The sequence below is a fragment of the Sphingomonas sp. PR090111-T3T-6A genome, from assembly GCF_000383095.1.
Taxonomy (GTDB): Bacteria; Pseudomonadota; Alphaproteobacteria; order Sphingomonadales; family Sphingomonadaceae; genus Solisphingomonas.
Window position 1 is genome coordinate 508,731 of sequence record NZ_AORL01000010.1, and the last position, 18,433, is coordinate 527,163.

Sequence of the window (18,433 nt, forward strand, 5' to 3'; positions counted from 1 at the left end):
CTCCTTCATACCGGACGGCAAGGCGCCGCCGCGGCATCGTGCCGGTGTTCACTCTTCTTCCTCGAACGTGACGGCGACATCGCCGTTCGCGCTGAGGCGGACCTTGTCGCCCTCGACCTCGGCGACGAGCCCGCGCGAGATGAAATGGTGATGGCCCTTGTGCTGGCCTTCGCCGCTGTCGCTGCGCATCAGCTTGATGCGATCGCCGACCACCCGGTCCACGGTTCCGACGTGCGCGCCGTCCGCGCCGATCACTTCCATCTTTTCCTTCACCGCTTCAAATCCCGCCATCTGATCCTCCATGGATTGCCTCGGCCCAGGGGTGCCCCGGTAAGGGGATATTCGGGGCCCGTCGGAGGCCTCTGCACCCCGTGGCCCCATTCACTCGCCCGCCCGACGATCAAGGTTACATCAGCCGGCGCCGGGCATCCCGTGGAAGCGCGCCGGCCGAGGCTTGCGCGCGGGATCGGCGCGGCCGGATTGAAGCCAGCCCAGCCGGCGGAAGCGCCAGTAGAGGATGCCGCAGATCGCGATCATCACGCCCAGCACGATGAAATAGCCGAACCGGAGCCGGGTCTCGGGCATATAGGCGAAATTCATGCCGTAGATGCCCGCGATCGCGGTCGGGATGGCGAGGATGCCCGCCCAGGCGGCGAGCTGGCGGGTGATGGCGGACTGACGCTGCTGCTCGAGCAGGCTGCTGGCCTCGAGCGCCGTGCGGATGACGTCGATCAGGCCGTCGCTCATCGCGTCGATGCGCGCCAGATGGTCGAGCACGTCCCGGAAATAGGGTTTCGCCTCGTTGGAGACGCAGGGGACGTCGAGGCTGGCGAGCTTGTTGCAGACCTCGCTCATCCGCGTGAGCACATGCTTGAAGTGGATCGTCTCGCGGCGGAGCTGGAAGATCCGGCCGATCTCGTCGCGATCGAGGGAATCGTCGAGGAGGCGCTTCTCCATCAACAGCACCTCGTCCGCGATCATCTGCACGATCGGAAAATAATCGTCGACGATCAGGTCGAGCACCTCGTGGATCACATATTCCGGGCCCTTCACGTTCCGCGCCGCGATCCTGTCGATCCGCCCCCTCAGCCGGCGGCCGAAGTCGGTTTCCATCCGGCAGACCGTGATGACGCGCTGCTCGGAGAGGAAGATGCTGACGTCGGTATATTCGATTCTGCTGGCGCCGAGTTCTGCGGCCTTCGCGACCACGAAGACATGGTCGGGGTAGAGGTCGACCTTCGCGAGCTGGGAGAGGCTCATCGAGTCCTCGACCGCAAGCTCATGCAGGCCGTAGGCGGCTTGCAGCTTGCCGATGTCGTCTCCCTCGACGTCGACCACGTCGATCCAGGCGAAGCCGTGCTCGGGTGCGATCAGCGCCGCGCCGTCCCAATCGGACCAGCGCGGCGGCTGGTCCCCGCCGTGGACGGCCGCGACGATGCTCATCTCGTCCCCGCCGGCCGGGCGCCGTCCTGCGCGCGCTCAGCCATCGAGCATCGCAGCATATTCGGGATGCTGCGCGGCGTAGGATGCCATGAACGGGCATTTGGCGATCACCCGCTTGCCGTCTGCCCGGAGCGTCTCGAACACGGCGTGCGCCAGCCGCTTGCCGATCCCCTGGCCGCCATATTCGCTCGGCACCTCGGTATGCCGGAGCACGACCCGGCCGTCCTCGATGCCGTAGTAGGTCACCGCGACCGCATCGTCCGCGATCGGAAGCTCGTAGCGTTTCATCGCAACATTGTTGATGATCTCGTCCGCCATCCTGCGTTCCTTCCGTGTCCCCGGCGTGGTCGCCTGCCGGGCGCCGGCATCCACCATCATGGCAGATCCACCGCGAACGCACCGGCCCCACCGGTTGCTCGATACGGTTCGGGGAACGGTTACACACCGATCCCGGACCGCGCCTCCTCGTAACCGAGCGCTCGCTCGGGCCGGTAAGCATATCGATCGCGTGTGGAAACCGCCGGGCGCCGGCGAACAAGTGGGGTAGGGTGGGTGGACATCGCCGAGACCGTTTTTCCGATCCTGGTCATCCTGGCGCTCGGCATCATGGCCGCCGTCCTGTCGCGGATGGCGAAGGTCAATCCGATCGTCGGCTATCTCGTGCTGGGCGTTCTCGTGTCGGCGGTCCGCCCCGAGCTGCTCTCGGCCGGTGGAACGGTGCACCTGCTCGCCGAGCTGGGCGTCGTCTTCCTCCTCTTCGACATCGGCCTCCATTTCTCGACCGCGCACGTCCGGCACGAGGCCGGCAACATCTTCGGGTTCGGCCCCCTCCAGGTCAGCGCCTCGACCATCGTCATCGGGCTCTGCGCGTGGGCGCTCGGCCTCCCGCCGGTCGGAGCGTTCATCGTCGGGGCCACCCTCTCGCTCTCCTCGACCGCGATCGTCGCCGGCGTGATCGCCGAGCGTCGCCAGCAGAATTGTCCGGTCGCGCTCACCGCGACGGCGATCCTGATCTTCCAGGATGTCGCGGCGATCTTCCTTCTAATCCTGACGACGTCGCTCGAAAGCGGCGCCGCCGTGCCGGCCATGTTCGCCGCGCTCGTCAAGACGATCGTAGCGGTCGCCGTGGCGCTGCTCGCCGCGCGCTTCATCGTCCGGCCGCTGTTCGTGATCCTGTCCCGCCACGGCGGGGAGGAGGTCTTCACGGCGACCGCCCTCCTGATCGCGCTCGCCGCGGGCTGGTCCGCCGCCATGGCCGGATTGTCGATGACATTGGGCGCCTTCCTCGGCGGCATGATGGTCGCCGAGAGCCCATTCAAGGCAAGCGTCCGGTCCGAGATCGGGCCGTTCCGCGGCCTGCTGGTGAGCTTCTTCTTCCTGTCGGTCGGCGCGTCGCTCGACATGGCGGTCATCGCGAGAGCCTGGCCCGCGATCATCGCCATCTCCCTCGCCATGATCCTGCTGAAGTCGATCGCGAACATCGTCTCGAGCCTGACCTTCCGCTGGTCGGTGCCGGGCTCGGTGCAGCTCGGCGTCCTCTTGGCGGGCGGCTCGGAATTCGCCTTCATCGTGCTCGCCATGCCGGGCGTTCGCGACGCCGTGGGCGATGCCGTCGTGGCGGACCTCATCGCCGCGGTCGCGCTGACGCTCGCGCTCACGCCGGCCCTGGGCTTTATCGGCCGCAATGTTGCGGGCCGCCTGCGGATGCGCGCGACGCTCAAGATGCGGACGGAATTGGTGCCGCGCGGAAAGACCAACCCGGTCCTCATCGTCGGCATGGGCGAGGTCGGGCGCACGATCGCGGATGCGCTCGAGGCGTTCGACATCGGCTATGACGCGATCGAGCGCGACGGGGCACGCCTCAGGAGCGCGGTCGCGGACGGCTATAATGCGTCCTTCGGCGATGCGGCGGACGCGAGGCTCTGGCGCGCGCTCGACCTCGGCGGGCGGCAATTCAGCGTGATGACGGACGCCTCGATCGAGGCGGCGCGCGATTGGATGCCGTCTTCCCTCGCGCTGTTTCCCAATCTCCACCGGCTCTGGGTGACCGAGACGGACGACGAGGCCGAACAGCTCAACGAGCTGGGGATCGAGGCGGTGGTGTCGCCTGAAGATTCGCACGGTCTCGAGGCGGCCCAGGCGCTGCTCATGGCGTTCGGGATATCGCCGGAGGCGGCGTCGGCCTGGACGGACCGGCAGCGCGCGCGGATTGCGAGTCCCCTCGCCGCGTGAGGGGCCGCGCACCCGGACAAGCGGTGCGGCCGGCGAGCCTGTAACCCCGCGCTCGAGTTCCGCGAGCGAAGGCATATTGGCTGCGCCGGGAGGGACATCGTGCATCATCCGCTGATCCTGAAACGATCTGGCGTGAGAACCGGCCTGTGAATCCCGCCATGCGCCCCGCCGCCACCTGGCATGCGTCGCTTCGTCCGGCCGGTGTCCTGGCGGCGAAGGAGCGCCTCTATCGCGCCATCACATTCGACGCGACGCCACCCGAGGTCGAGCAGCCGCCACTGCTCGAGGACGTCCTGTGCATCCACAGGGGCGGTCCCAAGCGGATCAAGCGCCACCGGGCGTCCCGGACGAGCGTCCATGAGATGCCCGACCTGGCGCTCACGATCCTGCCGAGATACCAGCATAATCGCTGGGCGACCGAAGGGCCGATCCGCTACACCCATCTCGTCATATCGCCGTGCCGGATGGGCGAGATTCTCGAGAGCGAATTCTCGCTCCACCGCGATCAGATCGAGCTGCGCGACGATGTCGGCTTCACCGATCCTCTCCTGAGTTCCACCGCGTCCGCGCTGTGCGGGCTCGCCGCCGCGGGCGCAAATCCGGGCCGGCTCTTCACGGACGCCCTGCTCACGAGCTTCATCATCGCGCTCTTCCGATCGAGGTCGGACGCGGAGCGTGCCGGCGGTTCACCAGGACGCGCGGGGCCGTCGGGCGGGATCGCGCCCTGGCGGCTCAAGCAGGTGCTGGACTATCTCGAGGATCATATCCTGGACGATCCCGGCTATGACGAACTCGCCCGGCTCGCCGGCTGCAGCCGCTCCCACCTGTTCCGGTCGTTTCGAGACGCGACGGGACTGCCTCCGGGCAAATATCTCGACCGGCTGAGGGTCAGGCGGGCCCGGACGCTGCTCGAGCGCGGCGCCTCCGTCGGGGAAGCCGCCGCCGCGTCCGGTCTCGGGCAGGCGGGACGGCTCTCGCGCGCATTCCTCAGGCACTTCGGCATGACGCCCACGGAATATCGCCGCTGGTATCGGTGACGCGCGCGCCGTCTCGCGGCGGCGGGCTCCGAAGCGCAACGGCGGGGCAGGGCCACCAGCTATCGAAGCGCCCGGCGGCGGCCGTTCATCAGGGATTGCCCGCGGGCGCCAGCAGCCCGAAGATCTCCATCGGACAACCGGCGCAGCGACGCTCGTCACAGAAACGGCATGTCGTGAGCGCGGACAGCGCGTCTTCGGGCAGCGCCGCCACAATCGCTTCGGCCGCCCGCTCGAGCGCGGCGCAATCCTCAGGCGCGATCCGATCGAGCAGGGGTGTGAGCGCGGCGCGCCGAAGCGCAAGCAGCCTGTCACGCTGCTCGCTGCCGTCCGGCGTCAATGTCAGGCTCATCACCCTGCGATCCGCGGGCGAGGGCCGCTTCTCCACGAGGTTGCGCTCGACGAGGCGCTCGACGAGGCGGACCGTGCCGGCATGCGACAGCCGCAGGACACGGCTGAGCTGATCGATCGACAGGGCCGGCGCATGACCGATCACGGTCAGCGCCGCCGCCGTCTCTCCGCCGAGCGGCATGCCCTCGGCGATCGCGGAGCGTATCTGGTCGGACACGCCGAGCGCCAGCGCGCCCAGAAGATTCACCAATCGATCCGATGCGTTCAACGCCATTGCCAACCCGTGCCCATGTTTGTATGAATGTATGCGTCATGCATATATAGGAGATATACCCCATGCACGATATGAGCAAGCTGAAGAACCTCAAGCACCTCGATCAGGGTGCGCCCGAAGCGATGAAGGCTTTCTGGGCCTTCGACAAAGCCGTCTTCAAGGACGGAGCGATTTCCGAGCTTAACAAGCAGCTGATCGCGGTGGCCGTCGCGCTGACGACGCAGTGCCCCTATTGCATCGAGCTTCATACCACGGCCGCGAAGAAGGCCGGCGCGACCAACGCGGAGCTGGCCGAAGCCGCGACGGTGGCCGCCGCGATCCGGGCGGGCGGGGCGATCACGCACGCCGCGCATCTGTTCGAGGGTTGAGCCGCCCAACCGGTTGATGCCCTTGCCCGAGGCAGCCCGACGCGCGCCGGGCCGCCTCGGGAGGTCCTTATCTCCGCCTCCGTCCCGTGACCGGAGACTCTGGTGAAGAACCGGCGCTGAATCTCGCTTCCTTCCGTTTCCACAGGCCATTGTGCGGCCCGTTCGTAACCGGATCCCGATCGCGGCGTGTTTCGCATTGGACGGTCGACCGGCCCAACGCCCCCTCCCAAACCCCGGCCGGTCGATCGTCCACCAGCCGCGACCGGATCGGTCGCTCACCGTGGAAGGAACGCATATGAACAAGCCCGTCTCGATGGCCGCCGGAACCGGCATCCTCGCCACCTCGCTGCTCGGCGCGATCGCCCTTTCGACCGCCGCGCATGCCGGCCCGGTCGCCCAGCCCGCCGGCTCGGAGAAATGCTACGGGATCGCGAACGCCGGCAAGAACGACTGCGCCGCCGGCGTCCACAGCTGCGCCGGGCAGGCGACCCGGCCGATGGACAAGGCGTCGTTCGTCTATCTGCCGAAGGGCGCCTGCGCCAAGATCGCCAACGGCAGCACGACGGCGGGCAAGTAATGGATCGCGGCCGCATGGCGCGATCGGTTTTCGCCGACGGCCATGCGGCCGCAGCCTCCGGGCCGTTGCAGGGTGCCGGAGTGGGCCTGCGCTATCCCCATCACGAGCAGGTGCTCGCGTCGCCCGGAGCGGTCGATTTCTTCGAGATTCACGCCGAGAACTATCTGAGCGGCATCGCGCTCGACGATGCCCTCGAGATCCGGCGGAGCACCCCGCTCTCGATCCATGCGACCGGGCTGTCGCTCGGCTCGGCCCACGGCGTCAGCCGGGAGCATGTCGAACGGATCGCGCGGCTGTGCGCGCTGCTGGAGCCGGCGCAGGTCTCCGATCATATCTCATGGAGCAGCACCGGCGGCGGTCATGTGCCGGACCTCCTGCCGCTGCCCTATACCGAAGAAGCCCTGGACGTCTGCGCCGTCGCCATCCAGCAGGTGCAGGACGGGCTTCGGCGCCGGATCCTCGTCGAGAACCCGTCGCGCTATCTGGCCTATGCCGAGGCCGACTTCTCCGAGGCCCAGTTTCTCGCCGAGCTTGTCGATCGGACCGGCTGCGGCGTGCTTCTCGACCTCAACAACATCCTGGTCTCGGCCTCGAACCTTGGCCTGTCGCCGGCGTCCGAACTCCGGCAGATCCTGTCCGCGATCCCGGCCGAGGCGATCGGCGAATTGCACGTCGCGGGCCACGCGATCGAGCCGATCGCCGGCGGCGGCACGCTTCGCATCGACGATCATGGCTCCGCGGTTTCGGCCGATGTCTGGCACATGCTCGACACGACGACGCGGACGATCGGCGCCCGCCCGGTGCTGGTGGAGTGGGACACGAACCTTCCCGCCTTCGAGACGCTGTGCGCGGAGGCCTTGAGGGCGCGGCATATCGTCTCCGCGGTTCCGGAACATGCCCGTGCGGCTTGCTGAGCTGCAAAGCCGCTTCGCCGCGATCGTCACCGGGGACGGTGGCGATCCCGCGATGTTCGCCGCGGTGCCGGTGCCGATCGAGCGCGCGCTCGAGGTGCACCGCGCGACGATCGAGGGCGGCTTCGCGCGGGCTCTGGCGCTGGCCTTCCCCACCGTCGAGGCGCTGGTCGGGCCGGAGCTCTTCCGGGTCATCGCGTTCGACTATCATCTGTCCGGACCCGAGACCGAGCCGACGCTCGGCCGCTATGGCCTCGGCTTCGCGGACTTTCTCGCGGATTATGATCCGGTTCGCGAGCTGGCCTATCTGCCCGATACGGCGCGCCTCGACCTCGCGATCGAGCGCTGTCAGGGCGCGTGCGATGGCACCGAATCCTTTGCGATCGATCCGGTGGTATCGCTCGAGCTGCCGTCGTCGCTGGCCTTCCTGGTCTCGGACTTCCCGGTCGAGAAGATCCGATGGGCGATATTCGCGGGCGACGATCACGCGCTGGCCGAACTCGACATGACTCCGGCCGCGCGCGCCATCGCCGTGTGGAGGTCGGCGCGCGCCGTGCTCGTCGACGCGATCCCGCCCGCGGCGGCGGGCTTCGTCACGGCGCTGATGGACGGGGCCACGGCGGACGATGCGTTCGCGTCGACCGTCGGGGAGCATGGTCCCGACATCCTGTCGGTTATCCGCAATCATGTTTTCGCGTCGCGGTTCGCGCGCGTCCGACCCCAGAATTGAAAGGGAGATCCATGACCGGCAGCTCGCTGCTCAAGCTTGTCGATCGCGCCTACGCCACGCTCGACCGTGTGCCGCTCAGCGTTCCGCTGCTGGTGGCCCGCATCGCGACGTTCAGCGTGTTCCTGCGCTCCGGACTGGTGAAGCTGTCCGACTGGCAGGGGACGTTGATGCTGTTCCGGGACGAATATAAGGTTCCCGTCCTTCCACCCGAGCTTGCGGCCTATATGGCGGCCGGGATGGAGCTTGGCTGCTCGACGCTGATCCTCCTCGGCCTCCTGACCCGGATTTCCGTGCTGGGGCTCTTCGGGATGATCGCGACGATCCAGATCTTCGTCTATCCGACGGCCTGGCCCGACCATATCCAATGGACCGGCTTCATGCTCTTCCTGCTGCTGCGCGGACCGGGCGTGCTCTCGATCGATCACCTCGTCGCGAGGCGACGGTCGTCCTGAAGAAGCGCGTGGCGCGGGGAGAAGCGGGGCCGAAGCGCGCTCGCTTGCCACCGGCGTCGGCGTGACGATCTATGCCGCCATGGACCGCAGCGCCCGAACCAAGGCGTCCGGGTCGAGCTGGAAGCCGTCGACGACCACCGTGCCGTCGGGCGCGATGACCACGAACCACGGGGTCCCGCCGGTCCGGTACGCCTCCATGACGGGAGGCAGGGACGAGCCGCTCCCGGGCGCGGCATGGCCGAACGGAATGCGCAAGGCGTAACGACGCTGGTTGTCGCGGATGCGCTCGAACGTATTGACGTCGAATCCCTCGAACACCGTCTGGATCGCGGCGAAGCCGACATCCCTGTCGGCGAGCGCCTCGACGAGCTTCACGAGGGTCGGAAAGCCGTGGGCGTGACAGCCCGGGCACCAATCCTGGAAGAAATAGAGAATCCGGTGCCGGTGACCGAGATCGTCGAGCGAGAGGGGCGCGCTTCCCTCGCCGTCTTCATCGATCCACCGCACGTCGCGCAGCGCCGGTGCCGGCAGACCTGCAAGACCCGTCTCCATATCGATCTCCTGCCGACGCCCGCGGCCCATCGGACCGCGGGCAACATCATGGATCAGGCGGCCGCGCCGGAACGATGCGGCAGCACCCAGTTGGGGCGCGGGAAGTGGCAGCTATAGCCGTTCGGAATCCGCTCCAGATAATCCTGATGCTCGGGCTCCGCCTCCCAGAACGGCCCGACGGGCTCCACCTCGGTCACGACCTTGCCCGGCCACAGCCCGGACGCGTTGACGTCGGCGATCGTGTCCTCGGCAACGGCCTTCTGCGCGTTGCTCGTGTAATAGATGGCGGAGCGATAGCTCGATCCGCGATCATTTCCCTGACGGTCGCGCGTGGTCGGATCGTGGATCTGGAAGAAGAATTCGAGCAGCTTGCGGTACGAGGTCTGCTCGGGATCGAAGATGATCTCGATCGCCTCGGCGTGGCTGCCGTGGTTGCGATAGGTCGCGTTGGGCACGTCGCCGCCGGTATAACCGACGCGGGTCGAGACGACGCCCCGCATCTTGCGGATCAGATCCTGCATGCCCCAGAAGCAGCCACCGGCCAGCACTGCGCGTTCGGTGCTCATTGAATGTCCTCCACCTGGTTCAGATAATCGCCGTAGCCCTGGGCCTCCATCTCGGCCTTCGGCACGAACCGCAGCGACGCCGAGTTGATGCAGTAGCGCAGGCCCCCGCGGTCGCGCGGGCCGTCCGTGAACACATGCCCGAGGTGGCTGTCGCCATGCGTCGAGCGGACCTCGGTGCGAATCATGCCGTGGCTCGTGTCGCGCAACTCCGCGACGTTCGCCGGCTCGATCGGCTTGGTGAAGCTCGGCCAGCCGCACCCGGACTCATATTTGTCGCTGCTCGCGAACAAGGGCTCACCCGAGACGATGTCGACATAGATCCCGGCCTGCTTGTTGTTCACATACTCGCCGGTCCCCGGACGCTCGGTCCCGCTCTGCTGCGTGACGCGATATTGCTCGGGCGTCAGCTGCGCGATCGCCGCCTCGCTTTTCTCATATTTGGCCATGCTATCCTCCTTCAAATTCCTTGATGCGAAGATGGGGATCGGGTCCGACGGTGTCCAATGCACGCTCGCTATAGTTTCGATGCAGCCGTGCATCGGGAAGCGGCATGCGGGTGGCACCGCCGGAGGCCGGGACTATTTCAGATCCTCGACCAGCATCGCCGCGGCGTGGCGCGCGAGCGCCTGGGTCGGCGCATTGGTGTTGCCGCTGGTGATGTTCGGCATGATCGACGCGTCGATCACGCGCAGCCCGCCGACGCCGCGGACCCTGAGCCGCGCGTCGACCACGGCGCGCTCGTCCTGGCCCATCCGGCAGGTCCCCACGGGATGCCACATCGTCGTCACGACCTGCTTCACCCATTCGCCGATCTCGGCGTCGGACTGGAGGCGTGGGTCCGGGTCCAGCTCTTCCTCGATCACCGCGGCCAGCGATGGCTGCGTCATGACCTTGCGCACGGCGCGGACCGCTTCGACGGCGGCCTTGAGATCGTCCTCGTGCCCGACGAAGTTGGGGTCGATCAGCGGCATCGAGGTCGGGAAGCGGTCCGCGAGCCGGATCGAGCCGCGGCTCTTGGGCTGCAGCACGACGGTCTCGAGCGTGATCCCCGACCGGTGCCCCGTGGGCGCCAGGCCTTCCGTCGCGATGATCGGGGCATGGTAGCACTGGATCGTCGGTTCGGCGTTGAAGTCCGCCGGGTTCCAGTGGCTCACCGATTCGATGCCGGTGCCGGCCGCCGGGCCATCCTTGGTAACGAGATAGCGAAGGCCCGCCTTGACCGTACCGAACCCCATCGCCGTCATCTGATAGCCGAGATCGCCCTTAACATAGGCGCGCACCGGCACCATCGGATGATCGTGCAGGTTCTCGCCCACTTCGGGAGAATCGACGACGACGTCAATGCCGTGCGAAAGCAGATGCTCAGCGGGTCCGATCCCGGAATGCATCAGGATGGTCGGACTATGGACCGCGCCCGCCGACAGGATGATCTCGCTGCCCATGATCGTGTTGGGGCCATCGCCGTCCAGCTCGACGCCGATCGCCTGCTTGTCCTTGATCAGGACGCGAACGGCCGTCTTGCCGGTGAGAAGAGCCACGCGGCCGGATGCGAGATGGGGACGCAGATAGGCGTCGGCCGCGCTGCACCGGCGGTGATCGCCGACCGTGGACTGCACAGGCGAGGCACCGATCTGGCTCTTGCCGTTATAGTCGGCGTTGAAGGGCAGCCCATATTCCTGGAATGCCTTCAGGCAATATTGGTTGAGCGGATTGATCCCCTTCGGCTGCTCGACGGACAGGCCGCCGCCGATGCCATGATATGGATCGTGGAAGGTATCGTTGTTCTCCTGCGCGATGAAGACCGGCAGAAGATCCTCGTAGGACCATTTCCCGGTATCGCCGACCGCCGCCTGCCAGCCGGCATAGTCGCGCGGCTGGCCACGGACATAGGCCATCGCGTTGACCGACGAGCCGCCGCCGAGCACCTTGCCCGAGCGATAGGCGCGCACCGTGCCGTGCTGGGGCACCGTATCATATTTCCAGACATTCCGGTCATGGGCGAGCATGATCGCGAAACCGGCCGGAATATGCACGAACGGATCCCAATCCGTGCTGCCCGCCTCGATCAGCGCGATCGACTTGTCGGTATGCTCGGCAAGATAGCTCGCGACCACGCAACCCGCGGAGCCGGCGCCGACGATCACAACGTCAAATGTTTCCGTGGTCATCACTGAGTTCCTCGTTCGTGCCATGTGTATCGTTCGACCAGCAGCCGGACCTGCCTGAGCGCCATCGCGGTCGCGGAGCCCGCGATCGACTGGAAGGAGACGGTGCGCGTAAGAGCGATCCCCTCGACGGGGCGCAGCACGAGGCCGCCGACGATGGCCGAAAATTCCGGCAGCATGCACACGCCGATGCCGTCCGCGACCGCCCGCTGGATCAGATCCTCCCGCTCGGACCGGAGCCGGGGGATCATCACGATGGCGCGCTCCTGGAGCGCGCCGTTCACGCGCGCGCGAAACTCGCAGTGAAGCCGATCGAGATAGGGCTGCTCAGCCAGCTCATCGAGCGATACCTGCGCACTTTGGGCCAGGGGGTGCCGGTCGGCCATCGCCAGCAGCAGGCGTTCCTCGAGCATCTCCACCGCGGCGAGCTTCGCATTACGGGGCGGGGCGTCCGTGGTGAAGCAGCCGTCGATCTTGCCGGCGAGCAGCAATTCGGACGCCTCGTCGCGAACGACCGGCCGCAGGATCAGCTCGAGCATCGGAAGCTGGCGCAGCGCGTGCGAGAGGAAGCCGGTGATCAAGGCGGGCGCGACCGTATGGACGACGCCCAGCGTGACGGTTTCGCGCCGGCCCCGGATGCGGTTTTGCGAGAGGGCGAGAACGCGCCGCTCGCTTTCGTCGATCGCCGCGAATTCGGCCTGGATGTCGCGCCCCAGCGCCGTCAGCCGCGTATCCTTCCCGTCGCGGTAGAGGAGGGTGGCGCCCAGCTCTTCCTCGAGACGCTGGATGGAGCGGGAGAGGGTGGGCTGGGACACGCCGCTGCGCATGGCCGCCTCGGTGAAATTGAGGGTATCCGCCAGGTTTAGGAAGTGCCGGACCTGCTGGAATTCCATGCGCGCGCCGTTTCTGTCCTTCGACGGCACGACCGGGCGGACGCGCAGTCCATCGGTCCGGCGCATCCGGCACCGGAGGCTTGATCCCTGAAGGCGGAGGCGGTGGTCACATCCCGGCGTTACGCGCCGGCACCGCCCTTTCCCGGCCTATTTCTTCGCCGCCGGAGCCGAAGGTTCGGACACTGATTGGAGATAGGCGATGATGAGCCGGCGCTGCGCCGGATCGTCGACCTGCAGATACATCTTGCTGCCGGGCGCCATCTTCTGGGTGCCGGAGAGCCATTGGTCGAGGCGGGCCGGAGTCCAGGCGCCCCCGAGCTTCTTCAGCGCCGGGGAATAGCTGTAGGTGGGCACGCTGGCGACGGGCCGCCCGACCACGTTCTGCAGCCGCGGCCCGATCCGATCGGCATCCACCGAGTGACAGGCGGTGCATTTGGTCTTGAACAGCGCCTGGCCTGCCGCCGCGTCATCGGCGGCGATGCCCGGGCGCGCGGCGATGACGAGCGCGAGAACGCCGGCCGCCGCCGCCGTGCTGAGGCGGAGCGCCAGGGACAGCGAAGGACGCATCACGATTCTCCTCAGGCGAAGAGGTAGGCGGCGGTCGGAATGGGCGTTCCGGCGGCGTTGTTGAGCGTCGTCCAGTGGACGGCTTCGTCCGCCGAGATCGAGCCGAACAGCTTGGCGATCTGGGGGTCCTTCAGCGCGTTGATCTGGCCGATATAGGCGCTGGCGGCGCCCCGCTCGAGCGTGGTTGCGAGCGCCACGATATCGCCTTCCGACTTGAGCGTTCCGAGCTTCAGGTCGGCGATATAATCCGCATCCGTCTTCGGCTCGACCGGATGGCCGCCCAGTTGCGTGACGAGCTTGGCGAGCGAGTCCCGATGCTGCTGGTGATGGCCCATGAAGGTGAGCGCGACCTTGAGCGTGCCTGCGGAGAGCAGGCCGCTCTTGCCTGCGATCCGGTAGGCGGCGATCCCCTCATGCTCGATGGCGAGCGCGGTCTGGATGACGCCCACATCGTCCGAGGGGCGACCCGCGGCATCCGCCCGCGCGGTCATCATGCCGATCGCGCCGACGCCGAGCGTCACCACGCCGGCACCGGCAAGGAAGTTACGACGATCGCTGACAGCTACGCGCTGGATCAAGTCCATTGTCTCGTCTCCGAAGTATGCGGTGAACGGAAGGATCGACGCTCGCGCGACAATCTCCATGTTCACCGCTTCCGGATTCAACACTCGTCGGTTGGAGGGAGGCGGTTACAGACGCGAAGCCGTAAAAATGCTTTCATTCAGTCGGAAATGACCTGCCCAAGGCGCTTCAGGCCGCGGTGAATGTTCACCTTGACCAGCGATGTCGACTGGCCGGACAGGCTCGCGGCTTCCTCGACGGTGGCGCCGTCGAGCTTCACCAGTTTGATGACCTGCGCCTGCGCCGGCTTCACCTCGGACAGGAGAGCGTCGAGCAGGATTGCCGCCCGCGCCGCGGGACCGTGATCGGGGACCGGAACCTCGATTTCGCCGAGGCTGTCCGGGCTGCGCAGATGGCCGCGCAGCTGGTCGATCCACTTGAACCGGGCGATCGTCTTCAGCCACGGCGTCATCGGCGCATTGGCTTCGTATTTCAGCTTGTGGACGTGGATCGCGAGAAGCGCTTCCTGCGTGGCGTCCTCGGCGGCGGCCGGCGGAAGCCTCTTGTGGAAATATCGGGAGAGCCACTGGCTCACCTCGCCCATCAGCTGGGCATAGGCGCGCTCGTCGCCGCCCTGGGCCGCGATCATCAGTCCATTCCACCGATCGTCGATGGAATTTCCCGGCTTTTGCTGATCGGCCCCGCTCGGAGAACGCGGCGCAGCACCCTTATACAGTCCGGCCATTCGAACCCCTCGTCCTTCGGCCGAACAGCAAAGCGCCGGTCGGAGTCAGTTGGACGAGACCCGGCAATCCGCGCCCAGTAGCTGAGCCGGCTGCTCCGATCCGTAACCGCATCCAACACTAAGCGTCGCCGAAAACGACCTTATTTCCCAACAGGATGGAGCGCGCAGGAACTTGTCGTGCGCGTTCGTCCTGAGATGACAATGGCCAGTGAATGAAGTCGTTTCCATTGCTTTGCGGGCGCGAGGGGCAAGTTTGGACGGGAGCGCACGGGGGGTGGATAATACCGCACACGAGCCAATGCGGGCGCACCTGCAAAGCGCGGCCGGGCGAGCGACTCGCCCCGCCGTCACCTATCGCCCGGTGTGGAATGGGACGACCGATCGGCTACCGATCGGGGGACGCCGCGTGCGCGTTTTCGACCAGCCGCGTCTGCACGTCCGAACCGCGCATCAGGGTCAGGTCCACCGGACACCGGTCGCCGATCGCCAGGATCTTCCGGCGCTGCTCCTCGTCGAGCGGCCCCTCGAGCGTGATCGTCCGCGTGAAGCGGTCCGCCGGCTTCATGTCGGGCATCTTCTGATGGTCGACGAGCGCATGGGCGCGCTCGAGCGGGAAACCTTTCAGGTTCGCGTAGAGCCGCATCGTCATGACGGTGCAGGCCGCGAGCCCGGCTGCCACCAGTTCATAGGGCGACAGGCCGCTCCCCAGGCCTCCGACCGGGGCGGGCTCATCGGCCAGCACCCGATGCCCGCCGCTGCGGATCTCCACCTGCAGCTTGCCGGCGCCGGTCTCGCTCGCCGTAACGCCCTGCGCGACCTCCAACTGCGGGAGATCGGCGGCCAGCTTCGGAAGATAGCGGCTCGCCCATGCCGCGATCATGCTCGCCGCGTAGTTCGCATCCTCGACCCGGGTCAGGAGATGGTCCGCCAGGTCCAGCGACACGAAGGTCTTTGGATGCTTGGCGGCAACAAAGAGCCGCGACGCATGCTCGATCCCGACGACGTTATCGAGCGGAGCGTGGAGAAGGAGCAGCGGGCGGCGGAGCGTCGCCACATGCGCTTCGACGTCGCGCGCCTTGACGTCGTCCAGAAAGGCGCGGCGGATGGCGAAGGGGCGGCCTGCGATCTCCACCTCGGCCTCGCCCTGGGCCTCGATGCGTTCGAGATCCGCGGCCGCGAATTGCGTGAGCACATGCTCGACGTCGGCCGGCGCCGAGATGGCCGCCACCGCCGCAATCCCGGGCAGCGCGCCAGCCGCCTCGATCGCGGCGGTGCCGCCAAGGCTGTGACCGATGAGGAGCGACGGCGGCATGCCCGCGGCCGCCATCGCCCGGGCGGCGTCGACGAGGTCGCCGACGTTCGTGGCGTACAGCGGGTGCGCCGGTGCCGATTTGGGTCCTCCGCTGCCCGCGAAATCGAAGCGAAGCACGCCGATGCCCTCACGCGCCAGCGCGCGCGCAATGCGGGTCGCGGCGAGACTATCCTTTCCGCAGGTAAAGCAATGGGCGAAGATCGCCCAGCCGCGCGGCGTCGTCGCCGGCGGTTCCAGCGTTCCCGCGACCTCGCGTCCATCGGAACCGGCAAACATGAAATTCTGGCTGGGCATATCATCCTCCGGCGTGGCGCCGCATCGACGTGGCGCGCCGGCCACGCCGCTCCGGGCCTGGGACATCCGCGCGGAGCGCGCGGAAAGCTACGTGTGCGGCGAATTCCTTGGCGATTGTCAGGTCGGGCGACGGACCTCGATCCGGACCGCGCCGCTCAGGTCGAGGTTGATCGTGCGATCCGTTTCGAGAAGCCGGACGTTGACCTCGCCGCAGGTCTTGCACCGGAGCACCATTGCTCGCGGCGATCCGTAGAAGCGGAGTTCGGCGAGCGGCCCCGATACGCGGCAATGGCCGCAATGGACGATCGCCGTCGTGACGTCGAAGGCGAACAGGGCTTCGAGCGCGCCGGCGGCGGCGTTCCCGTCGAGGACCATGGACTCGTCGATCATGCGGCGTCTCCTGTGGGCCCGAAGCGCTCGGTGCGGATTCGAGGCTCCGCATGGCCGAGCGACAAGAGGTGGTCCGCGACCGACTCCACGAACGGGGTAGGGCCGCACACGAAGATGTCGGGCTCCTCCCGAGCGTCGATCGCGTGGCGGGCCAGCATGTCCCTTTCCACGCGGCCATGCTCGCCGGTCCAGCCGGGGGGCGTCGTGCGGGTCAGCGTGTGGACGATCGCCGGCCCGCCGGGCGCCGCCGACATCTGATCCAGCTCGCGCGCATACAGGATCTGATCGACCGACCTTGAGGAATAGAGAAGGCGCGCCTCGGCGTCGTTTCCGGCGATGCGGCGGGTGCGCAGGATCGACATCAACGGCACCACCCCCGACCCGCCGGCGATCAGCATCAGCGGCCGCCTGCTGGCCGGCGACCAGACGAAATAGCCGCCGATCGGCCCGCGCAGCTCGATCTGGTCGCCGACACGCAGTTCCTCCAGCAGGAAGGGCGAGACTTCGCCGTCCCGGACATATTGCACGGTGATCTCGACCGTCGGGCTATTTCCCGCCGGCGACGCGAGCGAAAAGCTGCGCTGCGCGACGTAACCATCTTCCGCGGTCAGCCGTATATCGAGGTGCTGGCCCGCCAGATGGCCGGGCCAGTCGGGCACGTTGAACAGGATGGTCTTGGCGGTGGCTGTTTCGGATCGAAGATCGCTGACGGTGGCGATGAGCCACGGGAGTCCGGTTCCGGGTTCCGGCATCAGGAATCTCCGTCATAGCGCTGCTCGCGCCAGGGATCGCCACGGATATGGTAGCCGAGCGACTCCCAGAAGCCGGGACTGTCCTGCTCACGGAACGCGATGCGCCGGACCCATTTCGCGCTCTTCCAGAAATAGAGATGCGGCACCAGCAGGCGAGCCGGGCCGCCGTGCGACGGGCTGATCGGCAGACCGTCGAAATGCGTGGCGACCATCGCCTTGCCGTCGATCAGGTCCGCGATCGGCAGGTTCGCCGAATAGCCGCCGTCGCCATGGACCATCACGAAGCCCGTCGGCGCCCGATCGAGGCCCGCGGCGCGCAGCAGGTCGTCGAAGCTGACGCCCCGCCAGCGCGTGTCGAACTTCGTCCATTTCGTGACGCAATGGATGTCGGTCGTGATGTCCGTCTGCGGCAGCGCCTCGAACTCGCGCCACGACCATTGCGCCAGCAGGCGGCCGGCCAGCTGCATCGACAGGGTCCAGTCGTCGAGCGCGGTGTGCTGCGTCGGTCCCGCCGTCAGGACGGGAAAGTCCGTCGTGACATATTGTCCCGGCGGAACCCGCGACCGTGTCGTGTCGTCCGCTCTCGGCCGGCCTCTGAAGCCTCGGGTTACGACCATACGCCCTCCTCGGTTCGCACCGGCCCGGTTCGGCACGGGCCCGTCATGAAGCGCCCCCGCCGGCGAACGGGGTCGATCCCGGTCATGCGTGGAGGTTCAATTGGGTGATCGTCACCTCTTCCGCCCGGCAGCCGAACCAGATTTCGAGCATCTCGCGCATGAGCGGCTCGATCGTGGCCTCTGCGAAGAGCGTGAGCGACGAATGGAGATATTGGCGATCCTGTTCGGTGAGCACCTCGTAGGGATCCAGATCGTGGAGCCACGAGAGCGCGCCGAGGCTCTCGCGCAGCCGCGGACCCAGCACGGGATGCAGGAGATAGGCGCGCGCTTCGTCGAGCGACCGGATGGTGAAGGCTTCGGTAGACGGATCGTGGTAGCAGTTCACGAACCGCGGAAACACGAACGCCATCCAGGCCGGATCGAGCACCCGCTTGTGCAGCTGCCGGATCGCCGTGTCATAGACGCCCGACTGGGCATCGACGAAGCGCTGGAGTTGATATTCGTCGGTCATCGCCTGCCACTCTCGCAATCTCTGGTTCGACGATCTCGCGGACCGTCGGATCGGCGCGTCCCACGGCCCGGCACCGAACCGCCGAGCAATCGGTGGCGCAATCGGCGACAAGGCCATGTCGCAATGGACAACACGA

Annotated in this window: 24 protein-coding genes; 7 read left to right on the forward strand and 17 right to left on the reverse strand. The window is 67.2% G+C overall.

Annotation, left to right across the window (positions count from 1 at the left end):
* Window positions 1-48 precede the first annotated feature (48 nt).
* The 3 genes from ST3T6A_RS0105225 to ST3T6A_RS0105235 all read right to left on the reverse strand — a co-directional run bounded on the left by ST3T6A_RS0105225 (window position 49) and on the right by ST3T6A_RS0105235 (window position 1,761).
* Window positions 49-291 carry a DUF2171 domain-containing protein gene (locus ST3T6A_RS0105225; RefSeq protein WP_026359444.1) on the reverse strand — a complete coding sequence of 81 codons (243 nt, stop codon included), beginning with the start codon at window positions 289-291 and terminating at the stop codon, window positions 49-51.
* A gap of 120 nt (window positions 292-411) precedes the next feature.
* Entirely contained in the window at window positions 412-1,443 is a 1,032-nt protein-coding gene (locus ST3T6A_RS0105230; protein WP_019831846.1) for a magnesium and cobalt transport protein CorA, read from the reverse strand.
* Between the two features lie 36 nt (window positions 1,444-1,479).
* Window positions 1,480-1,761 carry a GNAT family N-acetyltransferase gene (locus tag ST3T6A_RS0105235; RefSeq protein WP_019831847.1) on the reverse strand — a complete coding sequence of 94 codons (282 nt, stop codon included), beginning with the start codon at window positions 1,759-1,761 and terminating at the stop codon, window positions 1,480-1,482.
* A 234-nt stretch (window positions 1,762-1,995) separates the two neighbouring features.
* Here ST3T6A_RS0105235 and ST3T6A_RS0105240 point away from each other — a divergent pair, with 234 nt between their 5' ends.
* Together ST3T6A_RS0105240 and ST3T6A_RS20755 are read left to right on the forward strand one after the other, a co-directional pair.
* A complete protein-coding gene (locus ST3T6A_RS0105240) occupies window positions 1,996-3,675 on the forward strand; it encodes a cation:proton antiporter domain-containing protein (RefSeq protein WP_019831848.1) in 1,680 nt (559 codons plus the stop codon).
* A 158-nt stretch (window positions 3,676-3,833) separates the two neighbouring features.
* On the forward strand, window positions 3,834-4,712 hold the full coding sequence (locus ST3T6A_RS20755; RefSeq protein WP_019831849.1) for a helix-turn-helix domain-containing protein: 879 nt from the start codon (window positions 3,834-3,836) through the stop codon (window positions 4,710-4,712).
* A gap of 88 nt (window positions 4,713-4,800) precedes the next feature.
* Here ST3T6A_RS20755 and ST3T6A_RS0105250 read toward each other — a convergent pair whose 3' ends face one another.
* Entirely contained in the window at window positions 4,801-5,307 is a 507-nt protein-coding gene (locus tag ST3T6A_RS0105250; protein ID WP_235785726.1) for a MarR family winged helix-turn-helix transcriptional regulator, read from the reverse strand.
* Window positions 5,308-5,396: 89 nt separating this feature from the next.
* On the opposite strand from ST3T6A_RS0105250, the gene ST3T6A_RS0105255 reads away from it, so the two are divergent.
* The 5 genes from ST3T6A_RS0105255 (at window position 5,397) to ST3T6A_RS0105275 (ending at window position 8,372) form a co-directional block, all read left to right on the forward strand.
* Complete coding sequence (locus tag ST3T6A_RS0105255) at window positions 5,397-5,702, forward strand: carboxymuconolactone decarboxylase family protein (protein WP_019831851.1); 306 nt, start codon at window positions 5,397-5,399, stop codon at window positions 5,700-5,702.
* A 295-nt stretch (window positions 5,703-5,997) separates the two neighbouring features.
* A complete protein-coding gene (locus ST3T6A_RS0105260) occupies window positions 5,998-6,279 on the forward strand; it encodes a BufA1 family periplasmic bufferin-type metallophore (protein ID WP_019831852.1) in 282 nt (93 codons plus the stop codon).
* Window positions 6,280-6,293: 14 nt separating this feature from the next.
* Window positions 6,294-7,193, forward strand: a complete 900-nt coding sequence (locus tag ST3T6A_RS0105265) for a DUF692 domain-containing protein (protein WP_026359447.1) — start codon at window positions 6,294-6,296, stop codon at window positions 7,191-7,193.
* Window positions 7,174-7,920: an HvfC/BufC N-terminal domain-containing protein gene (locus tag ST3T6A_RS0105270; protein ID WP_019831854.1), complete on the forward strand. Its 747-nt coding sequence runs from the start codon at window positions 7,174-7,176 to the stop codon at window positions 7,918-7,920. Before ST3T6A_RS0105265 ends, ST3T6A_RS0105270 begins: the two co-directional genes overlap by 20 nt.
* Before the next feature lie 11 nt (window positions 7,921-7,931).
* Entirely contained in the window at window positions 7,932-8,372 is a 441-nt protein-coding gene (locus ST3T6A_RS0105275) for a DoxX family protein (protein WP_019831855.1), read from the forward strand.
* A 69-nt stretch (window positions 8,373-8,441) separates the two neighbouring features.
* On the opposite strand, the gene ST3T6A_RS0105280 is transcribed toward ST3T6A_RS0105275, so the two are convergent.
* From ST3T6A_RS0105280 to ST3T6A_RS0105340, 13 genes are all read right to left on the reverse strand, one after another.
* Window positions 8,442-8,924, reverse strand: a complete 483-nt coding sequence (locus ST3T6A_RS0105280) for a peroxiredoxin family protein (RefSeq protein WP_019831856.1) — start codon at window positions 8,922-8,924, stop codon at window positions 8,442-8,444.
* 53 nt (window positions 8,925-8,977) lie between these two features.
* Window positions 8,978-9,490 carry a peptide-methionine (S)-S-oxide reductase MsrA gene (gene msrA / locus ST3T6A_RS0105285; protein WP_019831857.1) on the reverse strand — a complete coding sequence of 171 codons (513 nt, stop codon included), beginning with the start codon at window positions 9,488-9,490 and terminating at the stop codon, window positions 8,978-8,980.
* Window positions 9,487-9,936, reverse strand: a complete 450-nt coding sequence (gene msrB / locus ST3T6A_RS0105290; RefSeq protein WP_019831858.1) for a peptide-methionine (R)-S-oxide reductase MsrB — start codon at window positions 9,934-9,936, stop codon at window positions 9,487-9,489. The genes msrA and msrB overlap by 4 nt, the downstream gene beginning before the upstream one ends.
* A 132-nt stretch (window positions 9,937-10,068) precedes the next feature.
* Window positions 10,069-11,658, reverse strand: a complete 1,590-nt coding sequence (locus ST3T6A_RS0105295) for a GMC family oxidoreductase (protein WP_019831859.1) — start codon at window positions 11,656-11,658, stop codon at window positions 10,069-10,071.
* On the reverse strand, window positions 11,658-12,614 hold the full coding sequence (locus ST3T6A_RS19380; protein WP_019831860.1) for a LysR family transcriptional regulator: 957 nt from the start codon (window positions 12,612-12,614) through the stop codon (window positions 11,658-11,660). Before ST3T6A_RS19380 ends, ST3T6A_RS0105295 begins: the two co-directional genes overlap by 1 nt.
* 81 nt (window positions 12,615-12,695) lie before the next feature.
* A complete protein-coding gene (locus tag ST3T6A_RS0105305; protein ID WP_019831861.1) occupies window positions 12,696-13,115 on the reverse strand; it encodes a c-type cytochrome in 420 nt (139 codons plus the stop codon).
* Between the two features lie 11 nt (window positions 13,116-13,126).
* Window positions 13,127-13,699, reverse strand: coding sequence for a ferritin-like domain-containing protein (locus ST3T6A_RS0105310; protein WP_026359450.1), 573 nt, complete (start codon window positions 13,697-13,699; stop codon window positions 13,127-13,129).
* 137 nt (window positions 13,700-13,836) lie between these two features.
* Window positions 13,837-14,325: a sigma-70 family RNA polymerase sigma factor gene (locus ST3T6A_RS0105315; protein ID WP_019831863.1), complete on the reverse strand. Its 489-nt coding sequence runs from the start codon at window positions 14,323-14,325 to the stop codon at window positions 13,837-13,839.
* Between the two features lie 481 nt (window positions 14,326-14,806).
* A complete protein-coding gene (locus ST3T6A_RS0105320) occupies window positions 14,807-16,027 on the reverse strand; it encodes a bifunctional alpha/beta hydrolase/OsmC family protein (RefSeq protein ID WP_019831864.1) in 1,221 nt (406 codons plus the stop codon).
* Window positions 16,028-16,144: 117 nt separating this feature from the next.
* Window positions 16,145-16,417: a DUF6510 family protein gene (locus ST3T6A_RS0105325; protein ID WP_019831865.1), complete on the reverse strand. Its 273-nt coding sequence runs from the start codon at window positions 16,415-16,417 to the stop codon at window positions 16,145-16,147.
* Window positions 16,414-17,169 (reverse strand): ferredoxin reductase, encoded by a 756-nt coding sequence (locus ST3T6A_RS0105330; protein ID WP_019831866.1) that lies wholly within the window; start codon window positions 17,167-17,169, stop codon window positions 16,414-16,416. The genes ST3T6A_RS0105325 and ST3T6A_RS0105330 overlap by 4 nt, the downstream gene beginning before the upstream one ends.
* Window positions 17,169-17,786: a sulfite oxidase-like oxidoreductase gene (locus tag ST3T6A_RS0105335; RefSeq protein ID WP_026359451.1), complete on the reverse strand. Its 618-nt coding sequence runs from the start codon at window positions 17,784-17,786 to the stop codon at window positions 17,169-17,171. Before ST3T6A_RS0105335 ends, ST3T6A_RS0105330 begins: the two co-directional genes overlap by 1 nt.
* An 82-nt stretch (window positions 17,787-17,868) precedes the next feature.
* Window positions 17,869-18,297: a DUF1810 family protein gene (locus tag ST3T6A_RS0105340; protein WP_019831868.1), complete on the reverse strand. Its 429-nt coding sequence runs from the start codon at window positions 18,295-18,297 to the stop codon at window positions 17,869-17,871.
* Window positions 18,298-18,433 lie beyond the last annotated feature (136 nt).